The organism is Rhodococcus sp. 2H158 (assembly GCF_053764755.1).
In genome coordinates, this window is record NZ_JBSNCE010000006.1 from 181,669 (window position 1) to 198,369 (window position 16,701).

General features: G+C 72.4%; 17 protein-coding genes. 11 read left to right on the plus strand and 6 right to left on the minus strand.

Annotated elements, in window-relative coordinates:
- Window positions 1-14 precede the first annotated feature (14 nt).
- Both ACWPOB_RS07890 and ACWPOB_RS07895 read right to left on the minus strand, forming a co-directional pair.
- Window positions 15-797 carry a class II aldolase/adducin family protein gene (locus ACWPOB_RS07890; protein WP_100058211.1) on the minus strand — a complete coding sequence of 261 codons (783 nt, stop codon included), beginning with the start codon at window positions 795-797 and terminating at the stop codon, window positions 15-17.
- Window positions 798-906: 109 nt separating this feature from the next.
- Window positions 907-2,040 (minus strand): PucR family transcriptional regulator, encoded by a 1,134-nt coding sequence (locus ACWPOB_RS07895; protein ID WP_455400443.1) that lies wholly within the window; start codon window positions 2,038-2,040, stop codon window positions 907-909.
- Between the two features lie 173 nt (window positions 2,041-2,213).
- Here ACWPOB_RS07895 and ACWPOB_RS07900 point away from each other — a divergent pair, with 173 nt between their 5' ends.
- Complete coding sequence (locus tag ACWPOB_RS07900; RefSeq protein ID WP_100058213.1) at window positions 2,214-2,981, plus strand: SDR family NAD(P)-dependent oxidoreductase; 768 nt, start codon at window positions 2,214-2,216, stop codon at window positions 2,979-2,981.
- Window positions 2,982-3,051: 70 nt separating this feature from the next.
- Window positions 3,052-3,867 carry an alpha/beta hydrolase gene (locus ACWPOB_RS07905; protein ID WP_100058214.1) on the plus strand — a complete coding sequence of 272 codons (816 nt, stop codon included), beginning with the start codon at window positions 3,052-3,054 and terminating at the stop codon, window positions 3,865-3,867.
- A 1-nt stretch (window position 3,868) separates the two neighbouring features.
- Here ACWPOB_RS07905 and ACWPOB_RS07910 read toward each other — a convergent pair whose 3' ends face one another.
- Complete coding sequence (locus ACWPOB_RS07910; protein ID WP_455400444.1) at window positions 3,869-5,461, minus strand: TM0106 family RecB-like putative nuclease; 1,593 nt, start codon at window positions 5,459-5,461, stop codon at window positions 3,869-3,871.
- 107 nt (window positions 5,462-5,568) lie between these two features.
- On the opposite strand from ACWPOB_RS07910, the gene ACWPOB_RS07915 reads away from it, so the two are divergent.
- From ACWPOB_RS07915 to ACWPOB_RS07940, 6 genes are all read left to right on the plus strand, one after another.
- The gene (locus ACWPOB_RS07915; RefSeq protein WP_455400445.1) at window positions 5,569-6,243 is read left to right on the plus strand and encodes a DUF6474 family protein; all 675 of its coding nucleotides are present in this window, start codon (window positions 5,569-5,571) and stop codon (window positions 6,241-6,243) included.
- Between the two features lie 7 nt (window positions 6,244-6,250).
- Entirely contained in the window at window positions 6,251-6,736 is a 486-nt protein-coding gene (locus ACWPOB_RS07920) for a hypothetical protein (RefSeq protein ID WP_455400446.1), read from the plus strand.
- Window positions 6,737-6,767: 31 nt separating this feature from the next.
- Complete coding sequence (locus ACWPOB_RS07925; protein ID WP_455400447.1) at window positions 6,768-7,370, plus strand: copper resistance CopC family protein; 603 nt, start codon at window positions 6,768-6,770, stop codon at window positions 7,368-7,370.
- Between the two features lie 16 nt (window positions 7,371-7,386).
- Complete coding sequence (locus ACWPOB_RS07930; protein WP_455400448.1) at window positions 7,387-8,334, plus strand: CopD family protein; 948 nt, start codon at window positions 7,387-7,389, stop codon at window positions 8,332-8,334.
- A gap of 156 nt (window positions 8,335-8,490) precedes the next feature.
- On the plus strand, window positions 8,491-9,285 hold the full coding sequence (locus ACWPOB_RS07935) for a VOC family protein (RefSeq protein WP_455400449.1): 795 nt from the start codon (window positions 8,491-8,493) through the stop codon (window positions 9,283-9,285).
- 40 nt (window positions 9,286-9,325) lie between these two features.
- A complete protein-coding gene (locus ACWPOB_RS07940) occupies window positions 9,326-10,054 on the plus strand; it encodes an ABC transporter substrate-binding protein (protein ID WP_455400450.1) in 729 nt (242 codons plus the stop codon).
- Here the strand turns inward: ACWPOB_RS07940 and ACWPOB_RS07945 are convergent.
- Window positions 10,007-10,765 (minus strand): DUF998 domain-containing protein, encoded by a 759-nt coding sequence (locus tag ACWPOB_RS07945; protein WP_455400451.1) that lies wholly within the window; start codon window positions 10,763-10,765, stop codon window positions 10,007-10,009. The two genes, ACWPOB_RS07940 and ACWPOB_RS07945, sit on opposite strands and share 48 nt — an antisense overlap.
- Window positions 10,766-10,970: 205 nt before the next feature.
- On the opposite strand from ACWPOB_RS07945, the gene ACWPOB_RS07950 reads away from it, so the two are divergent.
- From ACWPOB_RS07950 to ACWPOB_RS07960, 3 genes are all read left to right on the plus strand, one after another.
- Window positions 10,971-11,888 (plus strand): helix-turn-helix domain-containing protein, encoded by a 918-nt coding sequence (locus ACWPOB_RS07950; RefSeq protein ID WP_455400452.1) that lies wholly within the window; start codon window positions 10,971-10,973, stop codon window positions 11,886-11,888.
- Window positions 11,889-12,068: 180 nt separating this feature from the next.
- A complete protein-coding gene (locus tag ACWPOB_RS07955) occupies window positions 12,069-12,449 on the plus strand; it encodes a PLDc N-terminal domain-containing protein (RefSeq protein ID WP_455400453.1) in 381 nt (126 codons plus the stop codon).
- Between the two features lie 29 nt (window positions 12,450-12,478).
- Window positions 12,479-12,748 carry an alpha/beta-hydrolase N-terminal domain-containing protein gene (locus ACWPOB_RS07960; RefSeq protein WP_100057662.1) on the plus strand — a complete coding sequence of 90 codons (270 nt, stop codon included), beginning with the start codon at window positions 12,479-12,481 and terminating at the stop codon, window positions 12,746-12,748.
- A 47-nt stretch (window positions 12,749-12,795) separates the two neighbouring features.
- Here the strand turns inward: ACWPOB_RS07960 and ACWPOB_RS07965 are convergent, their stop codons facing one another.
- Together ACWPOB_RS07965 and ACWPOB_RS07970 are read right to left on the minus strand one after the other, a co-directional pair.
- On the minus strand, window positions 12,796-13,440 hold the full coding sequence (locus tag ACWPOB_RS07965; protein ID WP_455400454.1) for a UdgX family uracil-DNA binding protein: 645 nt from the start codon (window positions 13,438-13,440) through the stop codon (window positions 12,796-12,798).
- 44 nt (window positions 13,441-13,484) lie between these two features.
- Window positions 13,485-16,673 (minus strand): carboxyl transferase domain-containing protein, encoded by a 3,189-nt coding sequence (locus ACWPOB_RS07970; protein WP_455400455.1) that lies wholly within the window; start codon window positions 16,671-16,673, stop codon window positions 13,485-13,487.
- Window positions 16,674-16,701: the final 28 nt, after the last annotated feature.

Consider the following 16,701-nt stretch of genomic DNA (forward strand, 5'->3'; position numbering starts at 1 on the left):
CGCGAGGGCCTGCTTCAGTCGAGCAGATCGGGCTGGGCGGCGACGATACGTTGATACAGCGGCTGGAACTGGAACCATCCGGCGTACTCGAGTCCGACCTGGTCGTACGTCAACTTCGCGGTGGCGGCGTCGAGGGGGTGGGGGGTGCCGGCGGCCATGGCGATCAGTTGGGCCTGGCACGACCGTTCCATGGTGATGAACCACCACGCGGCCGAGTCGACGGACTGACCCACGGTGAGCAGCCCGTGATTGGCGAGCACGACAGCCTTGTTGTCGCCGAGGGCGGTGGCGATACGTCGACCCTCCTCGACGTCGAGCACCACACCGGTGTAGTCGTCGAACACCGCGTGGTCGTCGTAGAAGGCACAGGCGTCCTGCGTCAGCGGCTCGAGTCCGATCTTCAGGCTCGACAACGATTTGCCGTAGAGGGAGTGCGCGTGCGCGGCGGCCACCGCGTCCGGACGCGCAGCATGGACCTGGGAATGGATGGCGAAGGCCGCCCGATTGACGGGCCGGTTCCCCTCGACGATCTCGCCCTCGTGGTTGACCAGGATCAGATCGCTCGCCCGGATCAGGCTGAAGTGCACTCCGAAGGGGTTGACCCAGAAGTGGTCGGAATGCTCGGGATCGCGAGCGGTGATGTGGCCGGCGACGCCTTCGTCGAAGCCGCATGCACTGAACAGCCGGAACGCTGCGGCCAGGCGCTGCTTGCGGTGCAGGCGCTCGTCGTCGACCGAGCCGAACGTCGGCGGCCGCGGCACCTCGATCCCCGGACCTGTCTGCGCTGCGTCGGTCATGAGCACTCCCTTCCCGAGAGCCGATCTGTGTCCCGGTTCATACTCGGCCTTCGCTTCGCACGTGACCACCGGCAACAGAGCCGAAGTTCGGGCATCCTGTTCGGCAATTTCACGAGAGCGCCGGACCGACCATCGACCGGACGAGCCCGTCGACCGTGCGCAGGTCCCACCCGGTCAGCTGCTGCCAGCGCTCGAGCCGGTACGCGAGCGAATTGGGGTGCAGGTGCAGTCTCCGGGCGGCCGCGCTGGCCGAGAACCCGCTCTGGGCGAACGCCGAGACCGCTTCGGCCAGGTGCGGGTGCCGGGCTGCGATCTCCGCGCCCTTCGCCAATATCGGCGCCAGCTCTTCCCGGTGTTCGAAGAGGATCGCCGGCAGCCAGCACTCGTCGAAGTCGGCGGTCTGTGCCCGGCCCCGCACCAGCGCGAGCGCGCGCCGGGCGTCACCGATGCTCGTTGTCGCCCCCTCCAGGCCCCGACGGGCGAGCCCCAATCCCACCGACATGTCGGGGCGCACGTCTCGGATCGCATCGACGACCACCGAACTCACGACCGTCTGGAAGACGGTGACGACCGTGGTGCCGCGTCGGCTGCACAGCGCCGTCGCCGGTCCGTCGTCCAGCGCGTGCTGCAGTCCCTGCAGCTGCACATCGGACCACGCCTCGGACGGCGTGCATGCGGCTCGGAACATCCCGTCCGGGTCCAGCCCCAGCGCGACGGCCAGCGTTCGGGCCTCCTCCGTCGGGTGTCCCTGCTCGAGCAGTTCGAACAGCAGCGAGCGGCGATTGGCCCGTACCGCCTGCGCCGTGCGGGTGGCTTCGTCGTGTCCCATCGCTACCGCGGTCGTCCCCGCATGGACGAGGTCCCACAGCAGACCCCCGGCGAGCAGCAGTTCCGTGGTGGGCTCCGGCGCGTGCTCGACGAGAGCGCGCCACAGTTCTCGCGACCCGATGTGGAAGGACTCGATCACATTCGCAAGGGTCAACCCCTGCAGTGCCCGTTGCCTGCCGAGTTGCCGGGCACGCTCGAGCTCGGGGCCGGCCGGGTCCGTGTCTGCGGGACGATCCGCGAGCAACCGGAGGGTGACGAGAAACTGTTGCCGGGTCGATTCCCGGTGCTCGTCCGGCGGCACCACCAGGTAGGTCGGCAGACGTTCGCGGATCCGGTCGACCGCCTCCGCCGACAGTGCGTCGAGGTCGGCGATCACCGTGTCGCACAACTCGGCGATCGAACTGTCGGATTCCACGGTGCCCCCTCCTCCGCTACCGGGCGTTACGGTGGTCGACGCTAGCCGCCCCCGCCAGGTCCGTCGCGGGACTGCCCTACCACCGCTGCCGATCCGCACGAGCTAGCGCGCGCTAAGGTGCGAGCGTCGACAAGGCGCACGCCGGACGGTGGCGCCACGAAAGGAGCACGGCAGTGGAAATTCAGGGAACCGCCGCACTGGTCACCGGCGCGGCCTCCGGTCTCGGCGCAGCCACCGCCCAGCGTCTCGCCGACGCCGGCGCGACCGTCTTCGGCCTCGACCTCGCGCAGTCCATCGAGCGCGTCGGCGACAAGGCGCCCGCCGGCGTCACCCTCATCGCCACCGACGTCACCAGCGCCGACGACGTGCAGGCCGCCGTCGACCAGATCGTCGCCTCGGGCCTGCCGCTGCGCCTCGTCGTCAACTGCGCCGGCGTCGGCTGGGCCGGCCGGGTGCTGTCGAAGAACGGCCCGCACGACCTCGAGCTGTTCCGCACCGTCATCACCGTGAACCTGCTCGGCACGTTCAACGTGCTGCGCCTGGCCGCCGACGCGATGTCCAAGACCGAGCCCGTCGACGAGTACGGCCAGCGCGGCGTCATCGTCAACACGGCCTCCGTCGCCGCGTTCGAGGGCCAGATCGGCCAGATCGCCTACTCCGCCTCCAAGGGCGGCGTCCACGGCATGACCGTCCCCGCGGCCCGCGACCTGGCCCAGTACGGCATCCGGGTCAACACCATCGCCCCCGGCATCGTCGACACCCCGATGCTCGCCGGCGTCACCGACGAGTACCGCAAGGGCCTCGAGGCGGGCGTGCCCTTCCCGTCCCGCCTCGCCCAGCCGTCCGAGTACGCCCAGCTCGTGCAGATGATCGCCGAGCACGACTACCTCAACGGCGAGACCATCCGCATGGACGGCGCGCTGCGCATGGCGCCGCGCTAGGCGGCTCCGCCGCCGTGGTGTCCTTTCGGATCCGCCCGGATCCGAAAGGACACCACGGCACACTGGTGCCATGCGCCTGGTGTGGCTCGTGGTCGCGGTCGTCGCGGTGCTCGCGTCGGCCCTGTGGTTCGGGCAGCGCCGGCTGATCTACCTGCCCGACAGGTCCCCACCGCCCCCGGCGCAGTCGCTGCTGCCCGGCGCCCGCGACGTGCTGCTGACCACCTCCGACGGGCTCGAACTCGGCGCCTGGTACGTCCCGCCCCGCCGCACGGCGCGGGGCTTCACGGTGCTGCTCGCCTCGGGCAACGGCGGCAACCGCGTCGACCGCGCGCCGCTGGCGGCAGCGCTCGCCGAGGCCGGCTTCGCCACTTTGCTCTTCGACTACCGCGGCTACGGCGGCAACCCCGGCCGCCCGAGCGAGGACGGCCTCGCCCGCGACGTGCGCGCCGCCCGGCAGTACCTCCTCGAGCGTGAGAACGTCCGATCGGACCGGCTGCTCTACCTCGGGGAGAGCCTGGGCACCGGGGTGACGACGGGGCTCGCCGCCGAGCATCCGCCCGCCGGCATGCTGCTGCGCTCACCGTTCGTCGATCTGCCCACCGTCGGCCGGCACCACTACCCGCTGCTGCCCACGGGGCTGATGTGGGACCGCTTCCCGGTCGCCGAGACCGTCGCGCGTCTCGACGTGCCGATCACCGTCGTCTACGGGACCGCGGACACGATCGTCCCGCCCGGGCAGAGCGAGGCCGTCGCCGGCGCCGCCCGCCGCCTCGTCGAGAAGGTGGCCCTGCCGGGCGCCGAGCACAACGATCCCGTGATGTTCGGCCCGCCGGTGGTCGACGCCCTGATCCGGCTCGCCGAGGCGGTGACGCCCCCGCAGGAGTGATCTACAGGTCGGAGATGTGCGGGATCTCGTGCACCGCACGCTCGCTCATCCACTCGCGGAGCACCTTCGTGGCGATCACATCGTCCTCGTTGTACTCGAGCAGGCGACGTCGCTGCTGCGGGTCGGGGTCCCCGTCGTAGCCGACGGCCTCGCGGTACCAGCTCATCGACGCCTCCCCACCGGCCTCCTCGTCCCGCCAGCGGTGCCCGGCGATCGGCGCGATCTTCTTGAGCCCCTTGCCGTTCGGGCACACGAACTGATCGGTGACGACCTGGTAGATGTCCACCCACTGCGGCGAGTCGATGAACTCGCGCACCTCCGCCTCGCTCGGCACCCCCGGGAAACCGGCGAACCGGCGGGCCGAGCCGAGCAGCCACTTGTCCTCCGCGGTACGCGAATAGCAATAGGCAGCAAAGGTTTTCCCACTCGCGGCGGCGGCGGCCCGTTCCGCGGACAGCCACGTCCAGAACTCGGCGAAGGAGCGGGCCTCGTCGTCGGTCGGCACCGGATCCCAGCTGACGAACGCCCGGTACGCGGAGATCCCGTCGACGTTGAGCAGCGTGCCCCACAGGTACGCGCCGTGCTCGTGGTAGCTCTCCATGTCGATGTCGATCTCGATGTCCGCACGCCGCACGTGCACGTGGTCGTGCCGCCGCACCAGCGGCGCACCCGCCAGCCACGCCTTGGCCACCACGACGGTGTCCTCGAACGAGCCCTGCGGCCAGGTCTCGGGCGGATCCCCCTCCCAGCGGGCCAGCTGGTCGATCGTGTGCACGCCCAGCTCGCGCAGCACCGCCGCGCGCTGCCCCGGCGCCACCAGCGACACGTCGTGCGTCGCGCTCAGCTGCTCACGGCACCGCGGCCACCACGGGCAGGTCTTGCACTCCCCGATCTGCAACGGTTCCGTCGGCGTCTCGCCCCGGGCGATCGCGAGCCGGTCGGCCAGCCGCGCGTCGTAGTCCTCGAGGACCGCACTCAGGTCGTGCACCAGGATGCAGTCCCCGCCGTACCCGATGGCGCCGCCGACCTGCGCCGGGCTGGCCAGGCCGTGACGCTCGAGCATCCGGTACAGGTGGGCCACCCGCATCTGGTCGCGCACCTGGCTGCGCACCTTGCGGGTCTCGTCGACCACCGGCTCCCACGCGAACAGCCCCGACGTCGTCGCGCCCCGGCCCGGGTCGGTGACCTTGTGATTGACCACGATCACCGGGATGTAGCCGCCGCGCTCGACGTCGCGCAGCAGGATCTCGGCCCGGCCGCGCCGGCCCGTGTCCGGCTCCGACGGCAGGACCGCGCCCCAGATCCGGTTCGCGCCGCGACGGCACGCGTCGAGGGTGGCTTCGGCGCGCCGCCACGCCGGCCCCTCGGGGTCGATCCGCGCCCAGTCGCCGGGGTTCGCGTCGAACAGCCGCTGCCGCACGGCCTCGCGGTGGGTGGCCGCCGCCTCCTGCCGCTGCTTGGCTCCCGGGTGCTCCGGGGCCGCGGCCAACTCGTCCGGAAAGGCCGCGTCCAGATGGACCCGGTGCCGGCAGCGGGTCAGCGCGCTCGCCTCGATCAGGACCGGCGAGGTCCGTCTCTCGCTGGATACGTTCACGATGAAGAACAGTATTCGTCCACCTAGGGTCAACCGGAAACCCCCGTCACGGATAGGCTGACCCGTGGCGCCGTGGGCGCCGTACACCGAATGGAGGGTCCTGTTCGATGGCGTTGTTCAACAGGCGGAAGCGCCGCGCCACCCGCAAGGCGGAGGCGAAGGCTCTCAAGCACAAGGCGAAGCTCGAGGCCAAACTCAACGCGAAGCATCAGCGCAAGCGCGACAGCCGCCTGACGAAGGCCGAGATCAAGGCGGCCAAGGCCCAGCTCAAGGCCGACAAGGCGCTGATCGAATCGCAGACCCGGGTCGAGAAGCAGCAGCTCGCCACGCTCAAGGCCCAGGAGAAGGCCGCCGCCCAGAAGGGCTTCACCGCGGCGAAGGTGCGGCGCTACCTCGCCGTCGTGCGGCTGCTCGCGCCGGTGCTCGTGCCGCTGGTGTACCAGGGCGTCACCGCGCTGCGCGGTCAGCTCGACGCCGCGCGCGCCCAGCGCATGGGCGTCGCCGTCGACCAGCTCGGCGAGTACACCGGTCACGGCGCGCACCTGAGCGCCCGCATCGCCGGGGCCGAGAAGTCGCTCGACGAGATCCTCGAGCGCCATCCCAAGGACGCCGAGACCCAGAAGTTCGCCGACGCCATCCGGGGCCGGCTCACCGACCTGACGGCCGCGGTGCACGCCGCCGAGCAGATGCCGGCACCGCGCCGCAAGGCCGCGCACGCCGGCATCTCGCGGGAACTGGACGGCATCGAGGCCGACCTGCTCGCCCGCCTCGGCGTGCGCTGACACCATCGTGACGCCCGGCTCGACCCTGCGCGGCGCCGCCGCGGGAGCGCAGACCGCCGCCCTGGCGGTCGCCGCGCACGGCGGCGCCGGCGGCGGCATGCCCGGCAACGCGGCGGTGGCGTTGCTGCTCGCCGTCGCGGCCGGGGTCGGGCTCGTCGCCGCCCACCTCCGCGCGGTGCCCACCGCGGTGCTGCTCGCGGCCGGGCAGGGGGCGACGCACCTGGTGCTGGCCGCGGTCACGACAGGCCACCTGCACGCGTCGGTGCCGATGCTCGTCGCGCACACCGTCGCGGTCGTTGCATGCGCGGCCCTGCTCGAGGCGGCGCAACGCCTGTACGGGCCGCTGACCCGGGCGGTGCGGGCGGCATGGACCACCGCGCCCCCTCGCATCGAGGCAGCCCGGACGGTGCTGCCGGCCGTGGCGGGTCGGACCGTCGCGTCGGCCCGGCCGGCACCGTGCATCTCCCGGCGGGGGCCGCCCGTCGCGGCGTGACCGCGACCCACCCCACCGGAGAAAGAAACCCATGAACATCCCGAACACCGTCGCCGCACGCCGGCGACAGACCCCACTCGTTCTCGCCCGGCTCGCCGGGCTCCTCGGCCTCGCCCGGCTCGCCGGGCTCCTCGGCGCGGTCGCGGCGGCATTGCTGTTCGCGGCCGGCCCGGCCGCCGCGCACTCGGTCGTCATCGCCAGCACACCCGCGCCGGGCGAGCAGATCGCGCAGGGCCCCGAGCGCGTGAGCCTGACCTTCAACGAGGCCCTGCAGGAGTCCTTCGCCGCGCTGACCGTCGTCGGCCCGGACGGCAACCTGTGGTCCAAGGGCGATCCCCTCGTCGAGGACGCCACGGTCTCCGTGGCCGTCGGCGATCTCGGCCCGGCCGGCGAGTACACCATCGCGTACCGCGTGACCTCGGCGGACGGCCATCCGGTCACCGGCACCCAGGTCTTCACCCTCACGCAGGACGGTCCGGGCGCGCCCGGCGCGGCGGCCGCCGCCGGTGCCGCGGCGCCCGCGGCCGACAGCGACGAGGACAGCGGCCCGGCCGTGTGGGTCTTCGTCGTGGTGGGCGTCGTCGTCCTCGTCGGCGTGCTGTGGTTCGTGCTGCGCAAGCCGAAGAAGGCCTGACGCCGGTGGCGGGGCGTTGACGACGAGCGGCACCGGCACCGCCGCGCACCGGGCGTGGCTGCTCACCGCCGGCGTCGGCGCCACCGCGGGCGTCGCCGGCGGCTGGCTGCTGGCGAACCCGGCCGCGTCGAGCTGGGTGCGGGCGCTGTCGCTGTGCCTGGGCGCGACGGTGCTCGGCCTGGCCGCGCTCGGTGTCATGGTGCGCGACGAGCGGCGGTCCCCCGTCGCCCCCGGCGACGTCTGGCGTGCGATCGCCGGTCTCGGCGGGCTCTGGGTGCTGACGGAGGTCGTGCAGCTCGTGCTGCAGGCCGCGGACACCACGAACGTCCCCGTGACGCGGCTCGGGATGTCGCGCTTCGCGGAGTACCTCGGCAGTGCGGGCGCCGGCCGGATCGGCGTGGCCGCACTGCTGTGCGTGCTGGTGTGCACCGTCGTCGCGGCCCTCGCGTATCGCCGGTCGGCGACGTGGCCGACGGTCCCGGTCCTCGTCGCCGCGGCGCTGGCGCTCATCGCCCGGCCGGTCACCGGCCACATGTCCCAGCAGGCCCTCGGATCGCTGCTCGACGCGGCGCACGCCCTCGCGGCGGTGCTGTGGTTCGGCACGCTCGTCGCGCTGGCCCTGACCGTCCGGTCCCGCGGCGCGTGGGCCCGGCTGCTCCCCCGGTATTCGGTGCTCGCGATGCGATGCGTCGCCGTGCTCGCCGCGACGGGCATCGTCGACGCGGCGGTACGGCTCGGCTCGGTCACGGCCCTGATCGACACCGGATACGGCCGCATCGTGCTGGCCAAGACGCTGACCCTGACGGCACTGCTGGCGCTGGCGTGGTGGTGGCGGCGGACGTGGGTGCCGGCCGCGGCCGCGCACCGGGTCACCGCGGAGGCGTCGCTGCGCAACGCGGTGCTCGAGGTCGCCGCGACGTCCCTCGCATTCGGGCTCGCGGCGGCGCTGGCCACCAGCGCCTGAGCCTTCCGCGGCCGCTCGCGTCTTCCGGGGTTCGCCGGGTCCGTCCGCTTCCGCGGCGGGATTCTCTCTGCATGTCACAGGTACCTGGTTAGCTGACGGACGCGGGGGCACCCGCGGCCCTGCGCACCGGACTCGAACACCAGAAGGGACCAAAAAATGCCTACTCGCAACGAACCGTGGCCGCAAGGCACCCCGTGCTGGGTCGACTGTCAGGTCGACGACACCGCGGCGGCCCGCCGCTTCTATTCCGCGCTGTTCGACTGGGACGTTGTCGACAGTCCTCCGGAGGCCGGCGGCTATCTGATGGCGATGCGCCACGGCACACCCGCCGCCGGAATCGGGCCCAAGCCCGGCGGCACGACGATGCCGTCGGCGTGGACGACGTATTTCGCGGCCGACAGTGCCGACGCCGTCGCCGAGCGCATCACCGCTGCCGGCGGCCGGACGTTCATGCCGCCCTTCGACGTCCTCGACCTGGGCCGGATGTTCGTCGCCGCGGATCCGACCGATGCGGCGTTCGGGGTGTGGGAAGCCAAGGCGCACAACGGTGCCGGCGTGTTCAACGAGCCCGGCGCCTACTGCTGGAACGAACTGCACACTCGCGGCTTCGGGCCCGCCCAGAAGTTCTACGCGACGGTATTCGGGTGGGCCTACACCGAGATCGGGGACGGCGAGAATTTCGTGTACTCCACCTTCGCCCTGCCCACCGGAGGGGAACCGGTCGGTGGCATCAACGATTCGACGAAGATGCCGGGTGAGACGCCGTCGTACTGGCTGACCTGGTTTCAGGTCGCCGACACCGATGCCGCCCTGGCGCGCGCAGGAGAACTTGGCGCTTCGGTCCTGATGGGACCGGACGCCAGCGAGTTCGGACGCATGGGTGTCGTGCAGGGACCTCAGGGCGAGGTGTTCGGCCTCATCGACCCCACCCGCACCGACAACCCGGAATGAGGATGCCACCGCCGTCGGCTCCACCCCGGAAGGAGTGGACATGAGCGCGCGGTCGCCGGTGTTGCGGGTGGGATCGGCGATGCCCGATCCGCCGTTCGAGTTCTACGAGCGTGGCGGGCCCGTCGGGTTCGACATCGACCTCACCCGGGCCCTCGCCGGGCACCTCGGGCTGCGGTGGGAATTCGTCCCGCACGAGGGCGACGACTTCGAGACGATCTTCGACGAGCTGGCAGCGGGGCGCTTCGACGTCGTCGCCTCCGGCACCACCGTCACCGAGCCGCGCCGCGAGCGGGCCTCGTTCTGCGCGCCGTACTTCGTGTCCGGGCAGTCCCTGGCGGTCGACACCACCCGTCACCCCGCGGTGCAGGGGGTGGCAGACCTGGCGGGCCTGACCGTCGGGGTGCAGCAGGGGAACACCAGCGAACCGGTGGTGAAACGCCTTCTCGCCGAGGGACGTATCGGCGGGATCCGGATGTACGCGTACCACGAGATCGACCGTGCCCTGGACGAGCTGTCGACCGGCGGCTGCGACGCCTTCATGAAACTCGGTCCCGTGCTGACGTGGCTGACCCGCGGCCGGCCGCACGTCGACGTCGTCGAGTACGGCATCACCCGCGAGGAGATCGCCCTCGCGGTGCCCCTCGGGGATGCCGAACTGCGCGCCGACCTCGAGGAGGCGCAGCGCGCCCTCACCGCGGACGGCACACTCGGCGCGCTGGTCTCACGATGGCTCTCCCCCGCTCGGGGCGACGGCACGTCGTCCTCCTGACGCACCGCGAAGCGATGCCGGCCGGGTGCGGCGGACGAGCAGAACGACCGCCAGCACCGCGACCCACAGCACGAACGCCCCGAACATCACGCGTTCGACCGCGCCCATACCGGGGGTCGGCTCGGCGGCGGCGACCGCCGGAACGTACCGGCCCGTCCACGCTCCGAACGCCAGGATCGTCGCGACCGTGACCGCCGAGTACACCCGGAACCAGGTTCCGAAGGCGGCGGCCGCGAACCCGATCATCGCGCACCACAGCGAGACCGTCACCGCGCTGAGAACCAGGTGCATGGTGTCGGCGAGCGGCATGGCGGCCCCGGCCTCGATGTTCTCGCGTCCGGTCATCGGAAACGGCAGCCACAGGGGTCCCACGAATCCGTAGGCCACCAGGAGAACTCCCGCAATGCGCAGGGGGCGGACGCCGTGGCCCGTTCGCCACACGCCGATCCCGAAGGCGACGATCAGCACGTCGTAGAAGAATCCCACGACGGTCAGGGGCGCCCGGGTCGGCGCGCCCACCGACGTCAACTCGCTGATCGCCTGATCGAACCGGCTGTAGCCGTCGTAGAGCGCAGCCGCGAGTACCTCGTGCGCAGCCACGTACAACAGCGACGACACGACCCCGCAGGCGAGCAGCACCGTCGACGCCGTGCTCGGACGGTGCGGCCCGTCGCGCCGGGCCTGGGATGTGTGCGGAGCAGGGGTGGACACCGTCGACCTCCCCGGACGCCGACTCGGCGGTGCGGGCGCCCGATGGGTCCAGCATGATCCGGCCGGGGAGGCGACGCCAGAGACCTTCGGCCCCGATCCCCGCGGGGTGTGAGCTATCCGTCGGCCCGTCTCCCACGCCACGGCCGGTGCCGCATGCCACGCTGACGCACCGAGCCACGGACGCGCCGGGGCGGAAGGGACGAGGGTGTATCGGAAGATCGAACTGCGGGGCCGGCAGGGCTTCGAGGCGATGGCCTCCGATGCCGGGAGCCGCACCGAGCTGTCCGTCCCCGACGTGACGCAGTTCCGGTTCCGGATGGAGATCTGCAACGTCGGGGCGATCAGCGTCGGCCGGGTGCAGATGTCACCGCATCGTGCTCTGGCCGGCGTCGTCGAGGACGGCGAGGTCGCGAACCTGTTCCTGATGCTCACCGGCGAGCGGGTGGTCGACGACGGCACCACCCGGGTACACGTCAAGAGCGGCCGGATCGTCCTGCAGGTCGGGTGGAATCGATACGACGCCGCGGATGCGGACGGCTCGGACCTGCTCCTGGTGCGCATTCCCCGGCACCGGCTCGAAGAACGCGGACTCGATCTCGAGGAGACGGCCGTGACGTTCGGGCCGGCCAAGCCCACCATGTCGACGCACGCGCTCAACGCGGTGGGAATGGCCATGCTCCGCGAACGCGGTCGTCACAACACCACTGCGGCCCCGCGCGGCGTGGAGAACGCCCTGATCGAGCTCGTGGTGGGGCTGCACCACGAATCGCTCGGCTACGGAGCCGATTCCGGCGAACTGTGCGGCAGCGCGTACACCCGCGCCCTCACCCTCATCCGGGCCCATCACAGCGACCCGATGCTGACCCCGACCGTGATCGCGGAGCGGCTGCAGATGTCGTTGCGGAGCCTGCAGCGCGCCTTCGCGGCCCACGACAGCACGGTCGCGTCCCAGATCCGGCGACTGCGCGCGCACCGCGCCGCCGTGCTCCTCCAGGAACCCGCCTATGCCCGCACCACGGTCGCCGAGATCGCCGCGATCACCGGTTTCGCGTCGAGCGCCGAGCTGCGTCGTGCCCTTCGCGCGTTGCGCGACGTGAGCCCGGGTGAGCTGCGACCGCGCTGAGTTCGACCGCGCTGGGCCTCGACCCGCACCCCGGAACGATCGTGGTGCATTTCGCGTCACCACGGTGCACTCTGCGCCGCCGTGTTCCGGTGCTCGGCGAAGACCGTGTACCTGTTTGCGTCCGGGTGTCCTTTCCGTCCTTTTCCCGGGCACCTCCGAACCGTGAAAGGCGTGTGCGTGATGCTGGATTCGTTGTGGGACCTGTTGTGGTACACCCTGGTCGTCTTCGCGTTCGTCGCGTACCTGCTGATCCTGTTCCAGGTGCTGACGGACCTGTTCCGTGACCGTTCCACGTCCGCCGTGGTCAAGGTCGTGTGGATCATCTTCCTGATCGTCCTCCCGTACCTGACCGCCTTCGTCTACCTGCTGGTGCGGGGCCGCGGCATGTCCGAGCGGCACGCGGCCGCCCACGACGCGGCCCAGCACGCTGCCGACGACTACATCCGCAAGGTGGCCGGACGATCCCCCGCCGCCGAGATCGCCGAGGCCCAGGCCCTGCTCGAGGCCGGGACGATCACCGGCGACGAGTTCGACCGGCTCAAGGCCAAGGCCCTGCGCTGACCACCGCCGCTGACGCCGAGCCCGACCGGGTGGCCGCGCCGCGCGCTCGGGTGCGCGGCTACGGGCGCCGGTTCCATCCGGTCGGTCTGGGGTTCGCGCTGGTGTTCTTCGTCTGGTCGCTGACGCCGTCGTTGCTGCCGCGGGTGTGGTATCTGCAGGGCGTCCCGGCCGGGTTCGGGCACGCGTACGGCCCGGAGGCCGCGCAGTTGTGGGCGGACACCCTCACCCCCGACGGCTGGGACGACGCGGCCACCCACCGGGTGCAGAACGCACTCGCCGGGACGGCGTCCGACGACTGAACCGCTGTGGGTACTGAACAGCTGTAGGTACTGAACATCTGTAGGAACTACAGCACCCCGGCGGCCACCCGCAGATCGGCGACCAGCCCGGCGAGGGCCTCCTCCCGCTGCTCCGCCGGTCCACGCAGGATCGCCGACGGGTGGATCGTGGCGACGACGGCCGGAGCGGACGGAATCTGCACCTCCCCGTCGAGATGCAGGATCTCCCCGCGGTGCGCGGTCACCCGGAACGACGGGCCGAGCAGCGACTGGGCCGCGGTGGCGCCGAGGCACACGAGCACGTCGGGTTGCACGGCCTGCAGTTCGGCGACCAGCCAGGGCCGGCACGCGACGATCTCGCCGCGTGCCGGTTTCTTGTGGATGCGACGCCCGCCGGCCGCGGCCCGCTCGAACTTGAAGTGCTTGACCGCGTTGGTCACGTACACCTCGCCGCGGTCGATCCCCGCCTCCTCGAGGGCCCGGTCGAGCAGCCGCCCGGCCGGGCCGACGAACGGCTCCCCGGCCCGGTCCTCCTGATCGCCGGGCTGCTCGCCGACGAGCACGAGCCGGGCCGTGGCCGGGCCGGCGCCGAACACGGTGCGTTCGGCGTTCCGGTACAGCTCGCACCCGCGGCAGCCGCCCGCCGCGGCGGCGAGCTCGGCCAGGTCGGTGGTCTCCGGCACGAACTCCTCGGCCCCCGGTTGCCTGCTCACTGCCGCCTCCCTCACGTCGGTGACGGACGGGTACCCACCGTTGCTCAGGACATGCGCAGCCGCGACACCCAGGCCCGGGTGTCGGCGGGATCGATGACGTCGTCGAGTTCGAAGATCGTCGCGGCCTGCAGGGCCTTGCCGTGCTGGTAGGCGGCGGCGACGAGCTGCGCGAACAGCTCGTCGCGCGCGGCCCGGTCGGGTGCGGCCTCGAGTTCCTTGCGGAAGCCGAGCCGCACCGCGCCCTCGAGCCCCATGCCGCCGATCTCGCCGGTGGGCCACGCCACGGTGAACTCGGGTGCGTGGAAGGACCCGCCGGCCATGGCCATGGCGCCGAGGCCGTAACCCTTGCGCAGGATGATCGTGCCGAACGGGACGGTCAGGCGCGCCCCGGCGACGAACAGCCGGCCGAACCGGCGCACCGTGGCCTCCCTTTCCGACTCGGGTCCGACCATGAATCCCGGTGTGTCGCAGAGGCTCACGACGGGCAGGCGGTGCGCCTGGCACAGCTCGAGGAAGTCGGCGGCCTTGTCCGCGGCCTCGGCGTCGATCGCGCCGCCGAGGTGGTGGCTGCTGTTGGCGAGCACCCCGTACGCCGCGCCCTCGACGCGGACGAGGGCGGTGACGATGCCGACACCGTAGTCGCCGCGCAGTTCGAGCACGGAACCGACGTCGGCGATCGCATCGATCGCCGCGCGCACGTCGTAGGCGCGCAACCGGTTCTCGGGAACCACGTGCCGCGCCAGCCGCGGGTCCGGGGCCGCCCACTCGCCGGCGGCGGCCGTGAAGTAGCCGAGGTACTGCCGGGCCAGTTCGACGGCGTGCGCCTCGTCGCGTGCGGCGAGGTGCACGACGCCGTTGCGGCGCTGCACGTCGATCGGGCCGATGTCCTCGGGCCGGTACACGCCGAGCCCGCCGCCCTCGATCATCGCGGGCCCGCCCATGCCGATGTTGGTGTCGGGGGTGGCGATCAGCACGTCGCACACGCCGGCGAGGGCGGCGTTGCCGGCGAAGCACCGCCCGGAGACCACCGCGACGGTGGGGACGCGCCCGCGCAGGCCGGCCATCGCGCGGAACGTCGACAGCTCCAGGCCCTGTCCGGGTCCGGCGTCGACGTCCCCGGGGCGTCCGCCGCCGCCCTCGGCGAACAACACGAGCGGCACCTCGCGGCGGGCGGCGAGTGCGAGCAGCCGGTCGGTCTTGCTGTGGTTGCGCATGCCCTGTGTGCCGGCGAGGACGGTGTAGTCGTAGGAGAGCACCACCGATTCGGCACCGTCGATGCGGGCGAGACCGCCGACGAGCCCGTCGGCGGGGGTGTTGGCGATCAGGTCCTCCTCGCTGCGCCGGCTGCGCTGCGCGGCGAGCACGAGCGGCCCGTACTCGACGAAGGTGCCGTCGTCGACGAGGTCGGCGATGTTCTCCCGCGCGGTGCGACGGCCCGTCCGGTGCCGCTTGGCGACCGCGTCGGGCCGGGCGGCGTCGAGGGTGCGGGCGTGCCGGTCCCGGATCTCGGTGAGGTCGTCGCGCACGGCGTCGAGGTCCCGCTCACCCCCGTCGCCGGTGGCCGCGTCGCCGGACCCGGCGCGCACCACGGCGAGCACCTCCCCCGGCTGCACGGTCTGCCCCGGCCGCACCAGCAGGCGCACCACGGTCGCCGGTCCGGAGGCGGACACCACGTGCTGCATCTTCATCGCCTCGAGCACCGCGACGGGTGCGCCCGGCGCGAGCGCGTCGCCGTCGGCGGCGGTCTCGACGACGGTGCCGACCATGTCGGCGCGCACCGCCTCCTCCCCCGCATGCAGTTCCGGCGCGACGGCCGGTGCGCTGTCGGGGCCGGCGACGGCGAGGTCGGCGATCCGTTCGTCCAGCCACGAGGTGTGCACGTCGGATGCCGCGAAATCCTTGTCGCGCAAGATGTTCTGCAGAAACTCGGCATTGGTGGCGACGCCCTCGACGAGCAGGTCGCCGAGCGCCGAGTCCGTCTTGCGCAGCGCCGCCGCGAAATCGTCGGTGCGGGTGTGGGTGATCACCTTGGCCAGCAACGAGTCGTAGCGGGGGCTGGTCGTCAGCCCGGGACGGCCGTAGGTGTCGACGCGGACGCCCGGCCCGGTGGGCGGCGTGAACACGGTGAGCGTGCCGGAGGCGGGTACGGCCCGGCCGTCGGGACGCATCGTCTCGGTGTTGACGCGAGCCTGGACGGCGATGCCCCTCGCGGCGGCGGGCTCGCCGCGCACGCCGGCGCCGTCGGCGGTGACGCCGCCGGGCAGGCCGAGTTCGTCGAACCGGGCACCGCGGGCGATCGCAATCTGCGTCGCAACCAGGTCGACGCCGGTGACCTCCTCGGTGACCGTGTGCTCCACCTGGATCCGGGGGTTCACCTCGAGGAACACCGCGTCGTCGCCGGCGACGAGGAACTCGACGGTGGCGAGACCCCGATAGCCCACCGATGCGCACAGCCGCGCCGCGGCCTCGTGCAGCGCGCGGCGCACCGTCGCGTCGAATCGTTGCGCCGGAGCGATTTCCACGAGCTTCTGGTGGCGTCGCTGCACGCTGCAGTCCCGGTCACCGAGCGCGAGGGCCCGCACCCCGCCCGCGCCGTCGGGGGCCGCGACGACCTGCACCTCGATGTGCCGGGCCCGAGCGCACAGGGCCTCGGCGAACAGCGCGCCGTTGCCGAAACCCAACTCCGCCTCGGCCGTACACGCGCGGAAGGCGTCGTCGAGGGCCGCGGCGTCGCGCACGATCCGCATGCCGCGGCCGCCCCCGCCGGCGAGCGCCTTCAGGACGATGCCGCCGGGATGGGCGGCGAGGAAGTCGCGGGCCGCGCCGGCCGTGACGCCCCCGTCGGTGGCGGGCAGCACGGGCACCTGTGCGGCGACCGCGGTGCGGCGGGCCGCAGCCTTGTCGCCGAAGATCCGCAGCACCTGCGGCTCGGGTCCGACGAACGTCACCCCGGCCGCGGCGCACGCTTCGGCGAATTCGGTGTTCTCGCTGAGGAATCCGTATCCGGGGTGGACGAGGGTGCAGCCGGTCTCGGCGGCGGCGCGCAGCAGCGCCTGCCCGTCGAGGTAGGCGGCCGGCCCGGCACCGGTCAGCGCGACGGCGCGGGTGGCGGCGGCGACGTGCGGGCTGTCCGCATCGTCCTCGGCATACACGGCGACGGTGTCGAGGCCGAGTTCGGTGGCGGAACGGATGACCCGCAGGGCGATCTCGCCGCGGTTGGCTACGAGCAGCATGGGTGTCGGGGGTCCTGTCGGTCGGGGC